Here is a 24350-nt window from a genome sequence, read left to right as displayed (position 1 = left end):
TTCGCCTGTCGCCGGATCGAGGTGCGCGGCCCCTGCGTGCCGGTGATGTGGGCGCATCTGCGGCAAATCCGACCAGCGATATCCGGCGCGCCTGTGCGCGAATTCGATATCGACCTCTGCGATGGATCCGGGGCCGTGGCGGTCGCGTTTCGCGGTCTTGTTCTCAAACTGGTGCAAGGTGGGCAGCTTGCCGCGCCGCCCAAGGATGACCTTGCGCACCTCCCCGACACCGTGACGCTTGCATCGGGTGTGTGGCAGGATTGCCGCGCCGAACCCGCGCCCGCTCCGCAAGTGGCCGGGGCACAGATATGGCTGATCGGCGCGGCAGCGGATTTGGCGGAAACGCTGCGCGCGCAAACCGGCCTGCCCATCAAGGCGCTGACCCTTCCGGACGGATGCGAGGGTGACGCCGCGCTTGCCCTGTTCCAACAGGCCCACGGGCTTTTGCGCGATGTTTTGCGCGACGGGGTGAAGGGGCCAGTGCGCATTCTGGCGCTGACCGGGGCGGATGTGGCGGACTGCATTACCGCGCCGCTGGTCGCGCTGTTCAAGACGATCACGCTTGAAAACCCCCGGATCGACGGGCGGCGCGTTACGCTGTTCGGCGAGATCACCGCACAAAGGCTGGCCACCGTCGCCGGGGTCGAGTCGCGCGTCGCCGACACCCATACCGACCTGCGCCACACGGTTGACGGCGCGCGAACAGTCTGGCGCCCGCGTGCCCTGACGCACACTGGCACCGCGCCGATCAAGATTGACAGTCAGGGCGTTTATTGGATCACCGGGGGGCTGGGCGGTCTTGGGATTATCTTCTGCCGTTGGCTGATCAACCGGGGTGCACGCCGGATTGTGCTGAGCGGGCGGCGCGCCGCCCTCGCTCCGGCACTGCGCGAAACGCTGGATGATCTGTGCGAGGGTGGGGCGCAGATCGAATATGTGCCCTGCGATGTTGCCGATGTGGGCGCGCTCGATTCCGCGATGGCGCGGATCGTCACGGACCACGGGCCGATCAAGGGCGTCATCCATGCGGCAGGTTGGTTGGATGACGGTTATGTCCTGACCCAAGACAGCGACCGGGCAGCGGCGGTCTTCGCCCCAAAGGTGGCGGGCACGATCAACCTTGATCGGGCGACACGCGATCAGCCGCTGGATTTCATGGTGCTGTGTTCTTCGGTCGCCTCGGTCTTTGGCATGGCGGGGCAGGCGATCTATGGCGGGGCGAATGCGTTTATGGATGCATTCGCCGAAACCCGTGCCGAAGCGGTGCGCACCGGTGCGCGGTCCGGTCGCACGGTGGCCATGGGCTGGCCGCTGTGGCGTGATGGCGGAATGTCGGCCGATCCGGCCACCCAAGAGGCGATGAACCGCCGCCTTGCCATCGATCCATTGCCGACAGAATCCGGCATCGCCGCGCTGGAGGCGGCATTGACCGGGGACGATCACCCCCGGCTGACGGTGATGCATGGCCAACCGGGGCGGATCGCGGATGTGCTGGAGCGCTTCGGCACCGCACCTCTCCCCGTGACGCCTCGGCCCACTGTGGCCGTGGTGAGCACGGGCGCGCTGAAACATGCGGCCATTGCCCACCTGCGCGATATCCTGGCCGACGTCCTGCAAACCGATGCCGGGCGGATCCGCACGAAGCGCAAGCTTGAGGAATACGGGCTTGATTCCATCGCAATTGTCGAGGCGACGACGCGACTGGAAGAGAGGCTTGGCCCGCTGTCCAAGACGCTGTTCTTTGAATTTGTCGATCTGGACGGGCTGGCCGATCATCTGGTGGCCGAATATTCCGCCGCCCTGAGCGCCCTTGTTCAGGACGCGGACGTGCCACCCGCCGCGCCGCTTGCCGCACCGGATGCGAAAATCACGCAGCGCCCAGCGCAACCTGCCAAGGCTAACGATGATCTGCACGATATCGCGATTGTCGGGCTGTCGCTGCACGTTTCGGGCGCCGATGATCGCGACGCTTTCTGGGAGATGCTGGCGCAGGGTCGAGACGGGTTTGAACCGGTCCCGCAAGACCGCTGGGACAACGCCGCGCTGCATCACCCCGAACGTGATGTGCTGGGCAAGACGGTGGTGGGCACGGGCGCTTTCCTGCGCGACATCGACCGGTTCGATCCGCGGTATTTCCGCATATCCCAGACCGAGGCCGAGCTGATGTCGCCCGAGGTGCGCCTGTTTCTTCAGGCCAGCGTCGAAGCCTTTGAGGACGCCGGATATTCGCGGGAAACCATCGCGCGCCAATACGGCGGCGACGTGGCCGTGATCATGGGGTCGATGACCAACGAATACGATCTTTACGGCTTTCAGAACATGCTGATGCGTCCATCGCTGGCCAGCGGCAGCTATACTGGCACGATTCCCAATATGGTGTCGTATTTTTACGGGCTGACCGGGCCGTCGTATTTCCTTGATACCATGTGTTCCGCCTCCTCCACCTGTATCCATGAGGCGGTGCATATGTTGCGCGCCGGGCGCTGCAAGATGGCGCTGGCCGGTGGCGTAAGCCTGCTGCTTCATCCGCAAAAGCTGATCGCGACATCGCAAGAGCATTTCACCTCAAAATCAGCCGAGGTGATCCGCGGCTATGGCCTGGGGGCCGAGGGGACGATTCTGGGCGAAGGGGTGGGCGCTGTCGTGCTGAAACCGCTGGCCGCCGCCCGCGCCGATGGCGATCGTATTCACGGCGTTATCATTGGCAGCGGTATCTCCAATGCCGGTGTGCGCAACGGCTTCACCGTTCCCAGCCCAGCGCAGCAGGCCCGCGCCATCGAGGACGCGTTCGACGATGCAAGGGTCGATCCGACAACCATCGGTTATGTCGAGGGGCATGGATCGGGCACCGCTCTGGGCGATCCGATCGAAATTCGCGCGCTGACCCAGGTGTTCCGCAAATATACCGATGACGTGGGGATCTGTCCCATCGGTACGGTGAAAAGCAACGTGGCGCATCTGTTGGCGGCGTCGGGGCTGGCGGGGGTCGCAAAGGTGCTGGCGCAGATGCGGCACGGCGAACTGGCGCCGTCGCTGCACGCCGAGACGCCGAACCCCGATATTCCCTTCGCCACCTCGCCGTTCCGAATCCAGACCACACGCGCGCCTTGGCCGCACCTGCGGGACGACACCGGCGCCGAGGTGCCGCGCCGCGCCGGTGTCACGTCGATCGGGGCGGGGGGGATGAATTCACACATCCTGATCGAGGAATATGTGCCATCCCCGCGCCCGGTCTCTGCGCGTGAACCACATCTGTTTGTCTTTTCAGCGATGAACCCGACACGCCTTGTCGCGGTTCTGGATCGGTTCACCGCCTTCCTGCAGGGTGCGGCCGAGGATCATATCGGCGACATTGCCCACACCCTGCAATCGGGAAAGAACGAACTGTCGTGCCGGATGGCCTTTGTGGCGTCGGACAAAGCCGAGGCGCTTGCCCGGATCGCGGCGTTCCAGCGTGAGGGTGCCACGGCGGATTGCCGGTACGCTGCGTCGATCCTCGATCATGATCCGCCCGACGATCCTGAGCGTCTGCGACAGGATTGCCACGCCGGACGGCTGGAGGCTGTGGCCGAGGCATGGTGCGCCGGTGCTGCTGTCGAGTGGCCGCTGCTGCACGAGGGGCGCGCGCGGCGCCGCGTCTGTCTGCCCGCCTATCCGTTTGAAAAGGTGCGCTGCTGGTACCCCGAGGCCCTTGATGCGCCCTCGGTCGTGCATCCAATGGGGGCGCGATCCAAGCTGCACCCGTTCATCGGCGAAAACCTGTCCGATGCCACCGGACTGCGATACAGCACCGCGATCCACCTGTCCGAGCTGCGCGATTATCTGTTCACTGAGGGCGGGCAGCCGACAATCGTTCCCTTGGTGGCCTTTGACATCGTCGCTGCGCTGGCGCGGATTGCTGGCTTGTCCACGTGCCCGTCGGTGTCCGATCTGACGGTTAGCGCGCCGCCCTACTGGCGTCAGGTGCGGCGTCTGGATCTGACGGTGATTTCCGGGGCGGCGCGCGTTGTGGCGGTGGATGAGGCGGGCGCGAAACATGATTGGATCGGCGCGCGGCTGGGTGAGGCACCGGCGCAAGGCGCACCGGTCAATCCTGTGGCTCTGCGCCTGTCGGCCATCGAAACGGTTGAGGGTGCGGCGTTCTACGATGTCCTTGCCCGTCAAAAGCTGAGGTTCGGCCCATTTCTGAACGTTATCACGGGCCTGCACCGGCTGAACGACGGCGGATTTTTTGCCGATTTGGCGCAATCTCCGGCGCAGCAGGATCGGTTCAAGAAAAACGTGACCTGCGACGCGCCGGTGCTGGGGGCCATGGTTCAGGTGCTGCTTTTTGCCGGGGTTGATCCGGCACGCATCGGACCGGTCGAGGCGGGATGGGCCACGGCGGGCGAGGTCGCCCATGTGTGGGTCCGCCCGAAGGCGGGAGGCGGATTTGATATCCGCCTGTTGGGCCAAACCGGCGAGGAACTGGGCACCGTCGTCGTGCCGGGCGGTGCCGCGCCTGTCGACGCGGACCGGGATCGCGTGCAAGAATCCACGGTCGCCGGCCCGGCCCATGTCCTGCGCGATATGGCGGCGGCAATCCTTGGCTTCGAGCCAACCGATCTGGGCCTGCGCGAAAGCTTTCACGATCTGGGGTTTGATTCCATTTCGCTGACCCGCTTTGCCGGTGAGATCAACGCCGCGTTCAAATCCAATCTGTCGCCCGCGATCTTTTTCGAATGTGAACATATCGCAGCGCTGAGCCAACATCTGAGCCGCCATCACGCCGCGCCTTCGACACCACGACCCGCCATGGCCCAACGCGCCACGTCCGTCATGACGTTGCGGGCACCGCCGCCGCTGCCGGATACGCGCGTGGCGATTATCGGCATGGCGGGGCGTTTTCCACAAAGCCCGGATGTTAACGCGTTCTTTGACAACTTGTTGGCCGGGCGCGACCTGACCGGTGCCTATCCCCAAAAGCGCTTTCCAAACGCCTATGGCGAAGAATTCAGCTCGGCCGGGTTCGCGATGCATGGCGGATTTCTTGAGGATATCGACAAGTTTGACGCGGCGTTCTTTCGCATGTCACCCACCGAGGCGGCGCGGCTTGATCCACAACAGCGGATCCTGCTGGAAACCGCATGGCGGATGCTGGAAAACGCGGGCTATACCCCGGCTGAACTGCCTCGCGACACCGGCGTTTTCGTGGGCATCACATCGCTTGATTACGCCGATCTGTGGCGTGCGTGCGGGCATCCTGCCGATGGCTATGGTGCCACCGGAAATTCGCTTGCCATGGCGGCGAACCGCCTGTCGCACCAATTCGATCTGCACGGACCCAGCCGCGCGGTCGATACGGCCTGTTCCAGCTCACTGATCGCGCTGCTGAATGCGCGCGACGCGGTGGCATCGGGGCAATGCGGCGCGGCGATTGTCGGGGGGGTCAACCTGTGCCTCTCGATCGATGGGTTCGCGGGACCGCACCGGGCGGGGATGCTGTCGCCCACAGGACGGTGCCACACCTTTGGCGCAGCGGCGAATGGCTATGCGCGGGGCGAGGGCTGTGCTGCGGTATTGCTGAAACGGGTGGATGTGGCGCTGCGCGATGGCGACCGGATTCTCGGGGTGATTGCCGGGGGCGCGGAAAACCACGGCGGGCGGGCAGGGGCGCTGACCGCGCCCAACGCCAAGGCCCACGCCCGCCTGATTGCCGCCGCGATGGAGGGGTTGGACCCGGCCAGTGTGTCGTGCATCGAGTGTCACGGCACCGGCACCGAACTGGGCGATCCGGTCGAGGTGAACGGCCTGCGTCTGGCCTTTGAGGGGACGGCGTCCGGGCCTGTCTGGCTTGGTTCCGTCAAATCGAACATCGGTCATCTTGAGGCGGCGGCCGGGCTCACCGGGGTGATCAAGATGCTGATGGCGATGGATCGCGGCGAATTGCCACCGACCCTGCATGCCGATCCGCAAAACCCGCATATCGATCTTACAGGAAGCCCGTTCCGTCTGTTGCACGCGCGCACGCCTTGGCCCCCGGGCGGCGCGCCGCGTCGCGCAGGGATCAGCAGCTTTGGCTTTGGCGGTGCGAATGCCCATGTCGTGCTGGAAAGTTATGAAGGGCCGCAGGGCAATCGCGCGCCGCTGCCACCGCATGATTTCGCGCCCACCCGGTTCTGGCTGCCTGATACGCGGGCCGATCCGCGGCCCGAAACGCTACCCGGTTCCGGGGGCGCACCCGCCCGCCTGATGTTCACACCCCGCTGGAGTGCGCGCGACGTGACCGCGCCGCCGAGTTCCTTGCGCCGGATTGCAATCGGGTGTGGCGTGGACATCGCGCCGGGGCAGGGTGCGACGGTCGTACCGCTCGATCCCGCGGGTGGTGACATGGCACAGCAATATGGCGAGGCCGCGCTCCGCCTTCTGGCGCTGTTGCGGGGCGAAATGCAGCCGGATCAAGAGGCACCCGTCGTGATCCAACTGGCCGTCCCGGCAGAGGGCGACGGCGCCCTGTTCGCCGGACTGGGCGGCATGTTGATGAGTGCCGCTGACGAGGATCCGCGCATTTGCGTTCATGTGGTGCAGGTCCCGCAAGAGGCGGGCGCGGATACCGTGGCCGATTGGCTTTGGCAGGGATCGGGCGCACCTTCGGGGACAGTCGCGCGATACGATCAGGGCCGCCGCATGGTGCAAGTCTGGGATGAAGTGCCAGACCGTGCTGTTTCACCACCTTGGCGGGACGATGGCGTGTATCTGATCACCGGTGGCATGGGCGGCCTTGGCCGATTGGTCGCGCAAGAGATCGCCCATTCGGCGCCGGGTGCCGTGCTGGTGCTGACCGGGCGGCGGGGCGCTGGCGATGCTGACGTGCTGGCCGACCTGCGCGCGGCGGGGGCCGTCGCCGTGTATCGTCAGGTGGACGCAGCCAATGCAGAGGCGGTGACGGATCTGATCGGCCATATCGTCGAGGTTCACGGCAGGCTGACCGGCGTTTTGCACTGCGCGGGCGTGCTGCGCGACGGATTCATCGGCACCAAGAGTGACACCGATCTGGACGCGGTTCTCGCGCCCAAAGTGGCAGGGGCATTGGCGCTCAAGGCGGCCAGCGCGCCCCATGCGCCCGAACTCTTCGTGCTGTTCTCATCGCTTGCCTCGCCCTTTGGCAACGCCGGACAGGCGGATTACGCGGCGGCAAATGGCTTTCTCGACGCATTGGCCGATCTGCCCGGGGGCACCGTCACCTCAATCGCCTGGCCACTCTGGGCCGCGGGCGGCATGCGCGTCGATGCCGCCACCTGCGCGGCCCTGTCGCGCCGCATGGGGCAGGAACCGATGCCGACCAATCTGGGGCTGTCTGCGTTAAATATCAACGCTATGCGTGGTGGGCAGATTGCTGTTGTGGCGGGTGATGCGGCTCGGATGCGACAGTTCTTTGGCGATTCGCCCACATCTGGACCCGCGCCACCGGAGCAAAGCGGCGACACCTCAGCGCCCGACGGGGTGTTGCAACGGCTGATCACCGTGTTCGCGCAGGTCAGTGGGTTGGAGGAGTCCACCCTCGACCCCCAGTGCCCGCTTGAGGATTACGGTATCGATTCGCTGATGATCACCGCGCTGAACAATGCGCTGGCCTCGGTGTTTGATGCGCTGCCCAAGACGCTGTTTTTCCACCATCTCACCTTGGCGTCCGTGGCCCGCCACCTGACCGAGGCACAGCCGGACGCCTGCCGCGTCTGGATCGGTCCCGCTCCGGCCCCTGCCGCTGCAAAGGCTCATCCCTCCCACGAGCCCATCGCCATCATCGGCATGAGCGGCAGCTATCCCGATGCCCCCGATCTGGACCGTTTCTGGCAAAACCTTTGTGACGGCCACGACGCGGTTCGCGAGATTCCGGCCGAGCGTTGGCCGCTTGACGGATTTTACGAACCCGACCCTGACGAGGCTGCCGCCCGGGGCCTCAGCTCTTCCAAATGGGGTGCGTTTCTCGACGGATTTGCCGATTTCGACCCGCTGTTCTTCCGCCTTTCCCCGCGCGAGGCGGCAGCGATGGACCCGCAAGAGCGGTTGTTCCTGATGGCGGCCTGGCAGGCGATGGAGGATGCCGGATATACCCGCCAGCGGCTTGGGGCTGTGGCGGGGGTTGAACATGGCGGCGCGCGCGTTGGCGTGTTCGTCGGTGTCACGAAAACCGGGTTCGCGCTGCATGGCCCGTTCCGTGGACAGGGTGGCGCACTGGTGCGGCCCGGCACATCGTTCGCCAGCATTGCCAATCGGGTGTCGCATATTCTGGGCCTTGCGGGGCCAAGCATGCCGATCGATACCATGTGTTCTTCGTCGCTGGTGGCAATCAATACCGCCTGCGCCGAGCTGCGCCGGGGCACCTGCGGCATGGCGTTTGTCGGTGGCGTTAACCTCTATCTCCATCCCTCCAATTATGTTGAGCTGAGTGCGGCGCATATGCTTAGCCCCACGGGACGCTGCGCCGCTTTTGGCATGGGGGCCGATGGCTTTGTTCCGGGCGAGGGTGTCGGCTGTATCGTCCTGAAACCGCTGTCAAAAGCGCGCGCCGACGGCGACCGGATCCACGCCTTGATCCGGGGCAGTGCGGTGAACCACGGCGGGCGCACCCATGGTTATACCGTCCCGAACCCCGCCGCGCAGCGCGACGTGATCCGCACGGCGCTGGCGGATGCGGGCGTAACGGCGGATGCTGTGGGCTATATCGAGGCGCATGGCACCGGCACCGATCTGGGCGATCCGATCGAACTTGACGGTCTGCGCGATGCATTCGCTGTGGATGCTGTCACGCAGGGTCGCTGCGCACTGGGTTCGGTCAAGTCGGGTATTGGCCATCTCGAGGCGGCGGCTGGAATTGCGGGTCTGACCAAAGTGGTGCTGCAGATGAAGCATGCCATGCTGGTGCCCACCCTGCATGCGGCGCGACCCAACCCCAACCTTGATCTTGCGACCACGCCGTTCGTGTTGCAGCGCGATCTGGCACCCTGGCCCGCCGTCAGGCCGCGTATTGCGGGGGTGTCGTCGTTCGGGGCCGGGGGCGCGAACGCCCATGTGGTGATCGAGGAATGGGTCGAGACCTTCCCTGTGCCCGACACCGCCGGGCCCGAATCAATCCTGTTGTCGGCGATGAACGATGCCCGCCTGCGCGATCAGGGGGTGCAGCTTTTGGCGTTCTTGCGTCGGCAAGGTTCCGGCGCACCCACGCAGCCGGTCAACGCTGCTGCAATCTGCACCGCGCTGGCTGGTCTGCTCGACGTGGCGGCGCATGATATCGACCCTGAGGAACGGTTCGACACCCTCGGGCTGGACTTGGCGCAGTTCACTGCGCTTGCCGGATGGATCGAACAGACTATTGGCCGTCGCCCGACCCGGCCAGAGATCGTCGAGGCGCAGACGCCCTCGGGCCTTGCAACGCTGCTGGGGGGAACGGGTGTTCCGGGTCCAAACCTGCGGGACATCGCCCACACGCTGCACATCGGGCGTGAGGCGATGGCGGCGCGGGTCGGCATCGTTGCCCGCGACACCGCAGATCTGGCGCGGTCGCTTGACGACTGGCTGTCGGGGCGCCCGACGCAGGCGGTAATCCTGCCCGGGGCGGGCGTGCGTGAGGAAAGCGTGCTGCATGCAGCGCTGCGCCGTTGGGTTTCGGACAGCTCCGTGGATTGGGTGCCGCTGCGGGATGGCGGGCCAAGGCGGATCGTCTCGCTGCCCACCTATCCGTTCGAGCGGCAGAGATTCTGGCTGGAAACGGCGCGTCCGACCCCGGATGAATCCCTGCGCGCCTTGCTGGATCAGCACCGGGGCGACGCCACGCTGACCGCGCAGGCCGACGCTTTGGAACAGTGTATCGCCGATGTTCTGTCGGCCAGTCTTGCCGATCTGTCCGACGCCGAAATCGCCGCGCCCTTCGCGCGCTGGACCAAGGCGGCCCGGGGGTTATTGCACACGCGCACTGGTCCATGCGCCGCATCGACAGCGGCAGCTTGGGCGCGTTGGGCCGCCCACCGTGCATCCGGGCAAACTGCGGCGCAGATGGATCTGGCCGAAGTGGCATTGCGCGCATTGCCCGACATCTTGACCGGGCGACTGGCCGCCACCACGGTGTTATTTCCCGAAGGCCGCCAATCTCTGGTCGAGGCGGTCTACAAGCAAAACGCCGTCGCCGCCCGGTTCAGCCACACGGCCGCCGGAGCGGTGAGCAATATCGTGGCGCGCAGCGCGACCCCGCTGCGGATCCTCGAGATCGGCGCGGGCACCGGCGGCACCAGCGAGCCGGTCTTCGACGCCCTGACCGCTCAGGCCGACAAGATCGCCGCCTATGTCTATTCTGACGTTTCGCGCGCTTTTCTGATCCATGCGGAACGGTCCTATCGCGACCGGATGCCGGGGCTGACAACCGCACTGTTCAATGTCGAGGTACCGTTGAACGGGCAGGATATCGCGCCGGGGGCCCATGATATCGTGATCGCCGCCAATGTTTTGCACGCGACCGCAGACATCCGCGAGACGTTGACGCGGGTGCGTGAAACCATGGTGCAAGGCGGGATGCTGGTGTTGAACGAAACCAGCGCGGCGAGTCTGTTCACCCATGTCACCTTTGGCCTGCTTGAGGGCTGGTGGCGGTTTACCGATCCCGAGGTGCGGATCGAAGGAACACCATCGCTTACCCCCGACGGCTGGCGCCGGGTGTTGGAGGAGACGGGTTTCGAATGGATCGCCGGATCGGATGCGGCTGAAACCCGGCTGGGTCAGCAGATCGTCGTTGCCCGAGCCGTGAACGCCCCTGCCGCGCGGGCGGCAGAACGGCGCGACGCCGTTGCGACACTCATTCGGCCCGAACAGGTCCAACCCGATGCGCTGGCGCATGACACTATCGGCGCGGCAGTGCTTCAGGCGCTTGGTGACACGCTTAACGTCGCGCCGGGGCAAATCGACCGGCACCGCAGCTTTGCCGATTACGGGCTGGATTCCATCCTCGGCGCAGAATTTGTGCATCGGCTGCGCAAGACGCTTGGGGTTTCTGTCGATCAGACGGCGCTGTTCGATTTCACCAGCGCCGCCAAGTTGATCCAACACCTGACAATCCAGCATCCCATCGCCAAACAGGCACCAGCCACACCGCCCAGCGCCACATGCGAACCCATCGCAATCATCGGCGCCAGCGGTCGATTTGCGCGCTCTGAAACCCTTGCCGCGCTCTGGGCGCATCTGGCTGCCGGGCGCGATCTGACTGAACCGGCCAGCCGGTTCGAAGTCACGGGACCGGGCGGCAATCACGGCAGTTTTCTGGACGCAATTGACCGGTTCGACGCGCCTTTCTTTGGCATTTCGGGGGCCGAGGCCACCTGCATGGACCCCCAGCAACGCTTGTTTCTAGAAGAGGCGTGGAAGGCACTGGAAAGCGCCGGGCACGGCGGCGCAGACATCATTGGCAGCCGCTGTGGCGTTTTTGCCGGATGCAGCCATGGCGACTATGCCGAGGTTCTGGGCGAGGGCGCGCCGGGGCAGGCGTTCTGGGGCAATACCGCGTCGCTTGTGCCTGCGCGCCTGTCATACTGGCTGGACCTGAAGGGACCGGCGGTGGCGGTGGATACGGCCTGTTCCAGTTCACTTGTCGCGTTGCACATGGCCTGTCAGAGCCTGCGCGCTGGCGAATGCGACTTGGCCATCGCCGGGGGCGTCTTTGTCCAATCCACGGCGCGATTCTTCCGCTCGGCAAATGCGGCGGGGATGCTGTCAACCTCGGGGCGCTGCGCGTCCTTCGGCGCCGATGCCGACGGGATCGTCCCCGGCGAGGCGGTGGGTGCCGTCCTGTTGCGCCCCCTGTCGGCGGCGCTGGCCGCGGGCGACACGATTTTGGCCGTGGTTGCCGCAAGCGGGATGAATCAGGACGGCACCACAAACGGAATCACCGCCCCCAGTGCCATGTCGCAGGAACGCCTGATCCGGCAGGTGATGGAAGATTTCGCAATCGCCCCCGACAGTATCGACTGGATCGAGGCGCATGGCACCGGCACGCCTCTGGGCGATCCGATCGAATTTGCCGCGCTGTCGCGGGTGTTTGCCGGGCGGGGGGCAGAGCATCCGCTGCACCTCGGCTCGGTCAAGTCGAACATCGGCCACGCAACGACGGCGGCGGGCATTTCAGGGCTGTGCAAGATACTGGAAAGCCTTCGCAATCAGGCCATCCCGCCGACGCTGCATATCGCTGGCGGCAACCCCGCCATCGATTTCACCACCAGCCCGCTGCGCCCGGTAACCGAGGCGCTGCCATGGCCCGCGCGGGCGGGGCAGATTCGCCGTGCGGGGCTCAGTTCGTTCGGTTTTAGTGGCACCAATGCCCACGCGGTGATCGAAGAGGCGCCCGTGCGCCCGGCCTTGCCTGACGATGGCAAGCCGCAGCTGATCCTGCTGTCGGCCCGCAGTGCTGAATCGCTGAGGGTGCAGGCGCAAAACCTGTCCGAGCATCTGACGGCGCAGTCTGAACAGGCGCTGGCCGATGTGGCTTTCACCCTGCTTGTTGGCCGGCGTCATCTGGCGCACCGGTTGGCGTTTGTGGCTGCGGATCGCGCGGAGGCCGCCGCCGCGCTCTTGGCTTGGTCCTCTGGTGTGGCGGCCGATGTTGCAAGCGCCGAGGTTGTGCCCGGCGATGGCATTTCGCCGCCCGAAACACCCGAGGGCGCAGACCGAACCGCATGGCTGAACGTCTGGGCGCAGGTTTTCCTGACCGGCGGAACACCCGACGCGGCGGCGTTGTTCGCCACCCCGCGCAGACGCGTTCCGATGCCCACAACGCCATTGGCCGACCGGCGCTATTGGGGTGGGGCCGGCATCTGCGAACCGGGACCAGAGCCTGCCCCATCCGAAACAGGGCGCATCCGCCTCGCCGCTGCGAAACAGGTCAGCGTCATGGCGCAACGGACCTCTGACACGAAAAGCGCCAAGGTCACGCTTGCCCCGTTGGGCAGGACCGCCCCGGCCCCGGCGGGAACGATCCATCGTGCCGAGGATCGCGGCGGTGTGCGTCTCATTACCCTGACCGGGCCGTGGGGCGTGCCTCTTTCACAGGCATTGCGCGATGAGATGACCAATGCGGGTACAAACAAGGATCTGCGCGTTGTCGTCCTTTGTTGTGACAAAGACGCGCTGGGCGGGTCGGGGGGCGATATCGCCGCCGTGGCCGAATGCGCGCTGCCGGTGATCTTTGCCGCGCCGACAGGGGCGTCGGGGGGCGGTGCGGGACTTGCCATGCTCGCCGATTTCCTGATTCTCGGGGAAGGTGCTGCGCTTGACGATGTTCCTGCACCACTGACGCCGCTGGCGCAGCGGCTTTACGCCGCCCGCTGCCCCACTGCCACGTCAGATTTTCCCGGTGTGCGGCGGGTGCCCGCAGCCGAGGTGAAAGATGCCGCACTGAGCCTTGCGCAAGAGATCGCTGACGCGCCGCGCGCCGCACTGGTGCTGCTCAAACGTCACATGCGCCATTCGGCACCCCTGACGGCAGGCGATCTGTCCCCGCCCGCCGCACCCCCAGTTGCCGATACGCGCGGGCCGGTCGGGACTGCGCGGCGGGTCGATGTGGATTCGCCGGTTGTGGAACTGACGCTGGAGGACAGCGGCGTTGCCATCCTGCGAATGGTCGAGCGGGCCGGGCGCAACATGTTCACACCGGCGCTGATGGACGGGCTGGAAAAGGCCTTCGCCGCGCTGGGCGGATTACCACAGGCAAAGGTTGTCGTCGTGACCGGCCACGACAGTTATTTCGCCTGTGGCGGCACCGCTGACGGGCTGGCCGATCTGCAACAAGGCGGCAGCCGGTTCACCGACCGGCGGATCTATTCCCTGCCGCTGGATTGCCCGCTGCCGGTGATTGGCGCGATACAGGGTCACGGGATCGGTGCGGGCTGGTCGCTGGGCATGTTCTGCGATCATGCGGTTCTGGCCGCCGAGGCGGTTTTCCACAGCAATTACCTATGGTTCGGCTTTACGCCCGGAGCCGGGGCGACGATGATCTTCCCGTATCGTTTGGGTGACGATCTGGGGCGCGAGGTGCTGTTTTCGGCCCGCGAATACCGTGGCCGCGATATCGGCGCGCGGGCAACCGGGATGGTGGTGAAACCCGGGCGCGCGGTGCTGGATCATGCGCTTGGGATGGCCCGCACCTTGGCGCGGGAAGACAGATCCGCGCTGATGGCGCAAAAAGCCGCCGCCGCCGCGCCATTGCGCATCCGGTTGAACGAGGTGCTGCCCCGTGAGCTTGCGATGCACGATGAAACCTTTGTCGGCAACGACCGGGTGCGCGCCCGGTTGATCGAACGGTTCGGAGATTTGCCCACAATGAAACAGCCAACCAGTGCCGCCGCGCTCGATGCCACACGCCTGCGCGATAAGGTCATCGCATCGCTGGCCGAAGACTTGATGATCGAGCCGGGCGATATTCGCGACACTGACACCTTTCTTGATCTCGGGCTGGATTCGATCCTTGCGGTGACCTGGGTTCGCAACCTGAATGCCCGGTTTGGCGTCGATCTGCCCGCCACCGTCGTCTATGCCCATCCGAGTGTCGGCGCCCTGACGGGCCATATCGCCACGCTTGTCGGCGACGGTGCGGCCCCGCGGCCGCGACCCGCCACGCCAAAGGCGGACACCCCCGAGATGCGCGATACGGTCATCGCATCGCTGGCCGAAGATCTGATGATCGAGCCGGGCGATATCCGCGACACTGACACCTTCCTTGATCTGGGGCTGGATTCAATCCTCGCGGTGACCTGGGTTCGCAACCTGAATACCCGGTTTGGCGTCGATCTGCCCGCCACCGTCGTCTATGGCCATCCGACCGTCGGCATGCTTGTTGCCCACCTTGGGTCGCTGCATCCGGCCGCGATTGAACTGACCTCCACTCCGGCCCCCAATCCGGCTCCCATTCCGGCTCCCATTTCGATCGCACCCGCACAGGAAAACACTGCCGCCGCACCGGATGGTGCTATGGATATTGCCATCATCGGTGCATCGGGGCGGTTTCCCAAAGCCGCGGATCTGGGCGAATACTGGGCCAATATCGCAGCCGGGCGCGATTGCATTTCTGAAATACCCGCCTCGCGCTGGGTGATCGGCGAGCATTATGATCCCGATCCACAGGCCCCGAACCGGACCTATTGCAAATGGATGGGGGCACTGGACGGGGTCGATGAATTTGACGCGCGGTTCTTCAACATTCTGCCGCGCGAAGCCGAGCTGACCGACCCGCAGCAGCGGTTGTTCCTGCAATCGGCCTGGCACGCCATCGAAGACGCCGCAATCGACCCGGCGGCACTGGCGGGCGGGCGTGTCGGGGTGTTTGCCGCCTCGGGGCCGAGCGGTTATGAAACCCTGATATCCGAGCGTAACAGCTATAGCCTGCTGGGTAATTCCGGCTCGATCCTTGCGGCGCGGATTTCGTATCTGCTGGATCTTCGAGGGCCCAGCGTTTCGATCGATACCGCCTGTTCCAGCTCTCTGGTTGCGATTGCGCAGGCCTGTGAGGCTTTGATCGCTGGCACCTGCGACATGGCATTGGCCGGGGGCGTGTCGGTGATGGTCGGGCCGAAAATCTTCATCGACACGGCCAAGGTCGGGATGCTCTCGCCCGACGGGCGGTGCCATTCCTTTGACGCGGGCGCCAACGGTTTCGTCCCGGGCGAAGGCGTGGGGGTGGTGATGTTGAAACCGCTGGCGCAGGCACGACGCGACGGCGATCCGATCCATGGGGTGATCAAGGGCTGGGGCGTCAATCAGGACGGGCGCACCAATGGCATCACCGCGCCCAATCCGGCGGCACAGACCGCGCTGATGCGCGATATTCACGCCCGGTTCGGGATTGATCCGGAGGGTATCGGCCTTGTCGAATGTCACGGCACAGGCACACCACTCGGCGACCCGATCGAGGTTGAGGGGCTGCGCGATGCGTTCCGGGACGTAGGCCCCGACCATCGCTGTGCCATCGGATCGGTCAAAAGCAATGTCGGCCATCTTTTGGCTGCGGCGGGGATTGCGGGGGCAATGAAGGCGATGCTGGCGCTGGAACACCGTCAGATCCCGCCGTCGATCCAGTTTGAGGTGCCAAACCCGCATATTCCCTTTGCCAAGATCCCGTTCGAGGTGGCGCGCACATTGCAGGACTGGCCCGCCGGGAGGCCGCGCCGCGCCGCCGTCAGTTCCTTTGGGTTCAGCGGGACGAACGCGCATCTGGTGCTGGAGGACTTCACCCGCGCCACGCGGCAGCCCGGCCAGGGCCCAGAAATCCTTGTTCTGTCGGCGCGCAATGACGCTCGGCTGCGCGACTATGCGGCGCGGATGGAACGGTTCGTCGCTGCCGATCCAGATCTGGACTGCGGCGCGTTGGCGCATACGCTTCAAACTGGGCGGGCCGTTATGGAAGACCGGATGGCGTTTGTGTTTTCCTCGCGGTCCGAAATGTTGCGCAAGCTGTCAGCGGTGGCCGAAGGCGTGCCTTTGGCCGGGGTGCACCGCACGTCCAAAAACGCCGCGCCCTTTGCGGATGATGCGGACACGCGCGCCCTGATCGCCGTCTGGCTGCAGGCCGGTGATGCTGCACGGCTGGACAAGGTTGCGGCGCTTTGGGCCTCGGGGATCAACGTGACATGGCCAAAGCGTGACACGGCGCGTCTGCATCTGCCCGGTTATCCGTTTGAGACGGTATCGTACTGGGCCACCCCCGAGGTCGCTGCCTCGCCCACGCCGCTCGCCCCCGCGACGCTGGGACAGGCGCCGGATTTTGCCGAAATCGGGCGGATGACCCGGCGCATTTCGCGCGACGAGCCGTTTTTGCTGTCCCGTGGGACCGAGGGAACATTTTCGGGGCTGTTCCTGCCCGAAATGGCACGGCGCGCGCTGGAACAGCTGTCGGATGCGCCGGTGCACGAGCTGTGCGATCTGATCTGGGGGCGGCCCATAGAGAGGGCCGGGGGGCCGCGCGATTTCACCGTGGTGGCTATGGCCGACGATGTGGGGCTTCTTTACCGGATCGAAACTGGCGCGCCGGGGACTGCGCCCTGTCATCTGGGTTCCGGTGTGCGCGGTCCGATTGACGCCGCGGCGCGCGAAAAGATTGAACCGGGCGGAGTGTTGCCGGGGCATGATATCAGTGATGCGTTCCGCGTTTTCGATGGAGGCCGCGGCCCGGTTCCGAAGGCCAGCGTAGGGATCAGCGCGTTGCACCGCGACGGTGACCGCCTGTTCGCACGGCTGGACAATGTGGCAAGCGGCGGACGACTGTTCTGTCCGATGGTTCTGGAATCCGTCTGGCGGTTGCTCGGCTTTTTCGCGCAGGGATGTGCGGGCGAAAATGGTGCCGCGCAACTGCCGGTACAGGCCCGCCGGATCGCCGCCTTTGCGGCTGTGGGGGATGGCGCCGTGGTTCGGATCGCCCGCGCACAGCAGGATCAAAGGGCCTTTGATGCGGTCGTGTTTGATCGGGCGGGGGCCGAGGTCTTGCGCCTTGAACAGGTGGGAATTGCACCTTCCGAACACTGCCGCGATATATTTATGGACGAGGAAACGCTGCCATGACCAGAGCACAGGCAAAGGTCGCCATCATCGGCGGCGGCCCCACCGGAATCGGCGTCGCGCGCGAGCTTGTTGAAGGCGGGATCGAGGTGGATATCTATGAGGCTGAGGCCGATTTTGGCGGCGTCTGGAACGGCGATGCTGCTTCGGGGCGCACTTACCGGTCGCTGCACCTGATTTCACCGCGATTCAACACGCAGGTCGCCGATTTTCCGATGCCCGAGGATTACCCGCATTACCCGGATCACCGACAGATGCTGGCCTATGTCCGATCCTATGCGCGGGCCTTCGGGCTGTATGAACGGACGCATTTCAACGCCCCGGTCACGCGTCTGACGCACGAAGGGCAGGGCTGGCGACTGATCAGCGGGGCGGGGCAGGATGCGTACTATCCGCTGGTTGTGGTGTGCAACGGACTGCAACGTGTGGCGCGGTTTCCCGATAGGACGGGCAAGGGCATTTTTGACGGGCAGACACTGCACGCCTGCGACTATAAGACCGCCGACCAGTTGCGTGATCAGCGGGTGCTGGTGGTGGGGGGCGGCAATTCGGGCTGTGATATTGCGGTTGATGCGATCCGCACCGCCCAATCGGTGCATCACAGCACGCGACGCGGCTATTACTATCAGCCGAAATTCATTGATGGCAAACCAACGCCGCAATGGATGATGGAGCTGGGCAACAAGTTCTCCACCAAGACCGAGACGCTGGCCTATATTCAGGAGGTGTTTCGATTTGCGGGTTTTGATGGCGCCGACTATGGGCTGCCGCGCCCCGATTATCCGCTGGACGGTGCCCATCCGGTGATGAATTCGCTGCTGCTCTATCATATCGGGCACGGCGATATCGCGCCTCGCCCCGATATCGCCCGGTTTGAAGGGCCCCGCGTGGTCTTTGCCGATGGCACCAGTGATACATTCGACGTGATCCTTTACGCCACCGGCTATAGTCGCGATTTTCCGTTTCTTGACGACGATCTGCTGGAGTGGAGCGGCGACATCCCCGATCTGTTTCTTCATTCAACCCCGCGAAATCACGACAACCTGTTGTTCATGGGCTTCATCAACGCCGCCGGTGGCTTGGGCGATGGGTTGAAAACACAGGGGCTTTTCGTGCGCAATTACGCAAACGCGCTGTTTGGGCGCACCGCGGGGCTGGATCGGTTTCTGGCCGCCAAAAAGACTGACACGCCCGATCTGGGGCAGGGGTATTTCATCGACAGTTATCGCCACCAATGGGAGGCGGACCTGTGGAAGCTGCTGGGCCATATGCGCCATTATCGCGACATGCTGGCCGAAGGCGCGCCAGTGCAGATCAGGGAGGCCGCAGAATGACAAACGATACCGAAACAGCGCTGCGGGCCCGGATGGCGCGACTGGTCGATGATGAGCTGATCGCCCGCGCCGGTGCACGGCTGGCGGATGCAATGCCCGAAGTCTCGCCGGGCGTGGCCATCGCCCCCACAGACCGCCTCGCCCATGACGTCCACCTGATTGCCGCGCGCGCATTGGGGCTTGCGCCCGCCGAGCTTGACCCGCGCGAAAACCTCGCAAACCTCGGGGTTGATTCCATCGCGATCACCGAAATCATGGCGCAGATTTCACGCAGTTTCGGTGTGTCCTGCCCACCGACGATGTTTTTCGAGGCCACCCATCTGGATGATCTCGCCAGTATCCTGCGCGATCGCAACGGCCGCGCCATAGCGACGCATTACGCCCAGCACTCACCCGAGCCGGCACGCCCGGTCCCCGCGCCACAACCACAGGATTGGGCGCGTGAGATGATCCACCGGCAAAGGGCTGCCGCCATTCCAAAGCAGACCACCGTCTTGCCCCCGGCCGCAACCATTCCCGCAAATGTACCCATCGCGATCCTGTCGATGGAGGGTCGTTTTCCCCAAAGCCCCGATATCGAGACCCTAGCCGCCCATCTGGCGGCAGGCGACGATTGCATCGAGGAAATCCCGCATCACCGCTGGGATTGGCGGGCCAGTTTCGGCGACCCGAAGAAGGGCGCGTTTTCCGATGTGAAATATGGCGGGTTTGTCCCCGATGTTGATGCTTTCGACGCGGCGTTCTTTAACATCTCGCCCCGCGAGGCCGAGCTGATGGACCCGCAGCACCGCCTGTTCCTTGAGGTCGTCTGGCACCTGATCGAACAGGCTGGCCTTGCCCCCGGATCGCTTGCCGGGCGCAAGGTGGCGCTGTTTCTGGGCATCAACCTTCTTGATTATACCGAAATGGTCAACCGCGCGGGTATCATGGAGGCGCAGCAACTGACCGGGATCGGCCACGCCTTCTGTCCGAACCGGCTCTCCTTCCTGCTCGACATCCATGGTCCAAGCGCGGTGATCGATACCGCCTGCTCCAGCGCGCTGGTGGCCGTCCACCGCGCCGTCAACGCGATTCGTCACGAAGGCTGCGAAATGGCCATTGCGGGCGGGGCGAACCTGATGCTTTCGCCGATGCAGCATATCATGTTCTCCAAGGTGGGGATGATCACCCCCGACGGGCGTTGCAAGACGTTTTCGGCCGATGCCAATGGATATGCCCGCGCCGATGGCGTGGGGGCTGTGCTGTTGAAACGTCTGGACGCGGCCGAGCGGGATGGCGATCCGATCATCGGTGTGATCCGGGGATCGGCGGAAAATCACGGCGGTGCCGCTACTTCGCTGACCGCGCCGAACCCCAAAGCGCAGGCGCGACTGATCGTCGAGGCGCATCGGCAGGCGGGCGTCGATCCGCGCAGCATCGGCATGATTGAATGTCACGGGACCGGCACGCCGCTTGGCGATCCGGTCGAGGTTGAGGGGCTGAAACAGGCGTTCACCACCCTTTACGATGACGCCGGGATCGACATGCCACAGACGCCGGGTATCGCACTCGGGTCGGTGAAATCGAACATCGGTCATACCGAGGCGACGGCGGGACTGGCCGGGCTGATCAAGGTGCTGCTGGCGATGCGGGACGGGCAGGTGTACCGGACGTTGCACTGCGACACGCCCAACCCGCTGATCGATCTGACGAATTCACCGTTTTGTCTGGCGCAGGCGTCGGCACCATGGGTGCGCCCGGTGATCGACGGGGTCGAAGCCCCGCGCCGCGCCGGGCTCAGCTCGTTCGGGGCCGGGGGCGCCAATGTGCATCTGGTGATCGAGGAATATCGCGTCAGCGCCACGGCAAAGGGTGCCGCCGGGGGGCCGGTGATCGTGCCGATCTCGGCCCGCACCGAAGCCGCCTTGCGCGAAGCTGCTGCACGTTTGGGCGAAGCCGTGCCCGCTGCACCGCTCGCCGCGTTGGCCCATACGTTACAGGTGGGCCGCGATGCGATGCGCCACCGCGCAGTCTTTTTGGCAAACGATCGGGACGAACTCGCGCGGCGGATGCGGGACTTCGGTGCGGGCGATACCGGCAGTGCATTCGTGGGGCAGGCCCCCAAAGCCTCGGCGCCCGCCGCATCGCTGGATCCCGCAGGAAAAGCGCCCGAGGACATTGCGCACCACTGGTCAAAGGGTGGCGCGGTGAATTGGGCGGCGCTGTATCCCCAAGGGTCACCGCGCCGGATCGCCCTTCCGGGCTATGCGTTTCAGCGCAAGCGTTTCTGGTTACCGCAAGGGGCGACGCGAGTCGCGTTGGAACCTGTGGCGCAGGGCGCGGGTGACTATACGCTCACGCTGAGCGGTGCGGAATCCTTTCTCACCGATCACCGGGTCGGCGGTGTTCCTGTCCTGCCCGGAGTTGCCTATCTGGAACTGGCCCGCGCGGCGGCGGTGCTGCATGGCATCACCAATCCGGCGTTGCGACAGGTCGTTTGGATGGCCCCCCTGCGGGTGGAAAACCGTGTCACGGTGACCTGCCGGATTACGGTGGAGAATGGCAAGGCGCGGGCCGAAATCCTGACCGGGGCCGATGGGGATAGCCCGCTGTTACATGCGCAGATGCGGATCGAAAGCGGTGCATTTACACGTCCGCAGGTTGATCTGAGCGCCCTGCGCATCGCCACGCCGCAACGCCGCGAAAGCGCGTCGATCTACGCATCGTTTGACGCGATGGGCCTTGGCTATGGTCCGGCGCACCGGGTGATTGACGACATGCGCGTCGGACCGGGGCAGGTTCTGACGCGGCTTAAACGATTGCGCGCAGACCTGGAGCTGGACAGCTGCGCATTACACCCCGGGCTTTTGGACGGCGCGCTGCAATCGGCCATTGGGCTTGTCGCGGCTGACGCTGCGGCGACGGGCGCGGCGCTGCCCTTTGCGATGGATTCGGTCGATATTTTCGGCCCGATGGAGGGCGTGATGTGGGCGCATGTGCGTGCGGCCGGCGATGTGGCGGCGGGAACGCGGCGGATGAACATTGACCTGATCGCCGAAGACGGCAGCGTCCGGGTGGCCCTTGGCGGCTTTGCCACACGGGAACAAGAGCGTGCGAAACCGGCTGATCTGCTGACTTTCAAGCCTGTCTGGCGCCCCTTCACCGCGCATAGGATCGTGGCTGAAGCACGGCGGATCGTGCTGAACTGCGGTGTTGCCATTGCGGTTACGGGTGCCGATTGCCGCAGGCTTGATGATGATCCACAGGACAGCGCGGGCGCGCGTTTGAGCCGTCTCTCACGCCAAATTTTGGCGCTGCTTCAGTCAGAATTGCCCCATGGCCCGCTGCTTGTGCAGGTGCTGCTGTCGGGTGCTGAAACTCTTCCGCTTGGCTGTGGACTGGGTGCGATGCTGCGTAGTATCAACCGCGAGCATCCGGGTTTTCAGGGGCAGACCCTGATGGTTGAGACGCCGGATGCCCCGACGGTCACCCACCTTGACGCGTTGCGCACCGCCCCTGCCGGGGCCATCGCGCAGATCATCGACGGGCGGCTTTGCGTGCAGACGTGGGAGGAGCAGATCCTGCCGTCTGCCCCCGCACCATGGCAGCACGGCGGTATTTATCTGATCACCGGCGGCACCGGTGCATTGGGGAAGATGCTGGCGCGCGACATTGTCGAATCCGCGCCGGACGCCACGGTTATTCTGGCCGCGCGCAGCGCGCCGGATGCCGAAACCGCCCGCTGGATTGATCGCCACCCGGGCCTGTATTTCCGGCGCGCCGATCTTTGCGATCCGGCTGATGCGGCGCAGCTGATCGCGGATATCCGGCGCAATCACGGCCAGTTGACCGGGGTGATCCATGCGGCGGGCGTGCTGCGGGATGCGGCATTCCTGCGCAAGACCGAGGCGGAGTTGGTCGAGGTTCTCGCGCCCAAGGTCGCCGGGATCGAGGCGCTCGACCGTGCGATTGCGGACGAACCGCTTGATTTCATGGTGCTGTTCAGCTCGATTTCCGGCGTGATGGGCAATGCCGGACAGGCCGATTATGCGGCGGCAAATGGATTTCTCGACGGGTTTGCCCAAAGGCGCGAAACGCGGCGCGCGGCGGGGCAGTGCCACGGGCGCACGGTGTCCATCGCCTGGCCGCTCTGGCGCGACGGCGGCATGGGGATGGACGCGGCGCAGGAACGATTGATGCGCCGCACCACGGGGCTTATCCCGCTTGCGGCGGATGCTGGGCGGGCCGCCTTGGCCGCTGCACTGGCTGCGAGCGAACCTTGCGTCATGGCGGCCCAAGGCGCCGGAGACACAATTCGCCGATTCGTCAGCGGCACGTCTGAAGTCGTACCCGAGCCCGCCGCGTCCCACCCACCCAGCACCGCGCGACTGCAACGCGCCCTGCTGACGTGTCTACTGCACGAGGCGGCGGAACAGCTGAAGGTTGCGCCCGACGATCTGGAGCCTGACGAGGAGCTTACCGAGTATGGCTTTGATTCCATCGCGTTCACGCAGTTTTCCAACCGGCTGAACGACAGGCTGAACCTTGATCTGACGCCGACAGTCTTTTTCGAATTTCCCACGCTTGAAGGGTTGGCGGGGCATCTGGCGAACCATTACGGGGTGCAGATCAGCTCTGCCCTCGGGATCAAGGCGGAACAAATGCAACCCCGCGCCGTATCGCAGGCGCCCGCGCGGATCGAAACACCGACCGATGCCGCGGATGCTGTGGCGATCATCGGGATGAGCGGGCAATTCCCCGGTGCGCCCGATATCGATGCCTTTTGGTCCGTGTTGCACGAGGGGCGCGATTGCATCCGCGAGATTCCGGCCGAGCGTTGGGATTGGCGCGATATCTGGGGTGATCCCCTGTCAGAGCCGGGAAAGTGCAACGTCAAATGGGGCGGTTTTATTGATGATATCGGCGCCTTTGACGCGCCGTTCTTTGGCCTCTCTACCCCCGAGGCGCGGATGATGGACCCGCAACAACGCCTCTTGCTGACGCAGGCGTGGCGGGTGATGGAGGATGCGGGATATGCCCCGCGCACTCTGGCCGGATCGCAGACCGGCGTGTTCATCGGCACCGCAGATACCGGGTACAGCCGCCTGATTGCTGCGGCGGGCACCGCTGTCGAGGGTTATGCGATGACGGGCCTTGCGCCTTCGCTTGGGCCGAACCGGATCAGTTATCATTTCGATTTTCATGGCCCCAGCGTGGCGGTGGAAACCGCTTGTTCCAGCGCACTGATTGCCGTTCATCGCGCGATCGAGGCGCTGGCGGCAGGGCACTGCACGGCAGCGATCGCCGGGGGGATAAATGCTCTGCTGCTGCCCGATGCTTTTGTCGGATTCTCCAAGGCCGGGATGCTGTCGCCCGAGGGGCGGTGCAAGCCGTTTTCAGCGGGGGCCGATGGTTACGCGCGGGGTGAAGGCGTGGGGCTTGTCATGCTCAAACCACTGGCCGCGGCGCAGC

The 24350-nt window shown here is 65.0% G+C and carries 3 protein-coding genes (2 of these 3 only partly in view); all 3 read left to right on the top strand.

Annotated elements, in window-relative coordinates; translation table 11 throughout:
* Tightly spaced (each overlapping or abutting the next), the 3 genes in view from FQ320_RS08220 to FQ320_RS08210 form a layout consistent with a single transcriptional unit that may run on beyond the window.
* A protein-coding gene (locus FQ320_RS08220) for an SDR family NAD(P)-dependent oxidoreductase (RefSeq protein WP_148471236.1) crosses the window boundary here: on the top strand, positions 1-17568 show its 3' portion. It extends 2409 nt beyond the left edge of the window; only the last 17568 of its 19977 coding nucleotides appear in the window; the start codon falls outside the window, past its left edge; it ends in the stop codon at positions 17566-17568.
* Positions 17565-18899, top strand: coding sequence for an NAD(P)/FAD-dependent oxidoreductase (locus FQ320_RS08215; RefSeq protein WP_148471235.1), 1335 nt, complete (start codon positions 17565-17567; stop codon positions 18897-18899). The genes FQ320_RS08220 and FQ320_RS08215 overlap by 4 nt, the downstream gene beginning before the upstream one ends.
* Positions 18896-24350: the beginning of a non-ribosomal peptide synthetase gene (locus FQ320_RS08210; RefSeq protein WP_187393823.1), read on the top strand. It continues 14465 nt past the right edge of the window; the window shows 5455 of its 19920 coding nt (coding positions 1-5455); its start codon is at positions 18896-18898; its stop codon lies off the right edge, out of view. Before FQ320_RS08215 ends, FQ320_RS08210 begins: the two co-directional genes overlap by 4 nt.

This window comes from Oceaniovalibus sp. ACAM 378 (assembly GCF_008085915.1).
In the GTDB taxonomy this organism is placed as follows: domain Bacteria; phylum Pseudomonadota; class Alphaproteobacteria; order Rhodobacterales; family Rhodobacteraceae; genus Oceaniglobus.
Note: the sequence above shows the minus strand (reverse complement) of the source record. Positions and strands in the feature narration are given on the sequence as shown.

Bases quoted from the DNA above. Each gene is read 5' to 3' on its own strand.
- FQ320_RS08215 (WP_148471235.1), top strand. From the start codon at position 17,565: ATGACCAGAGCACAGGCAAAGGTCGCCATCATCGGCGGCGGCCCCACC.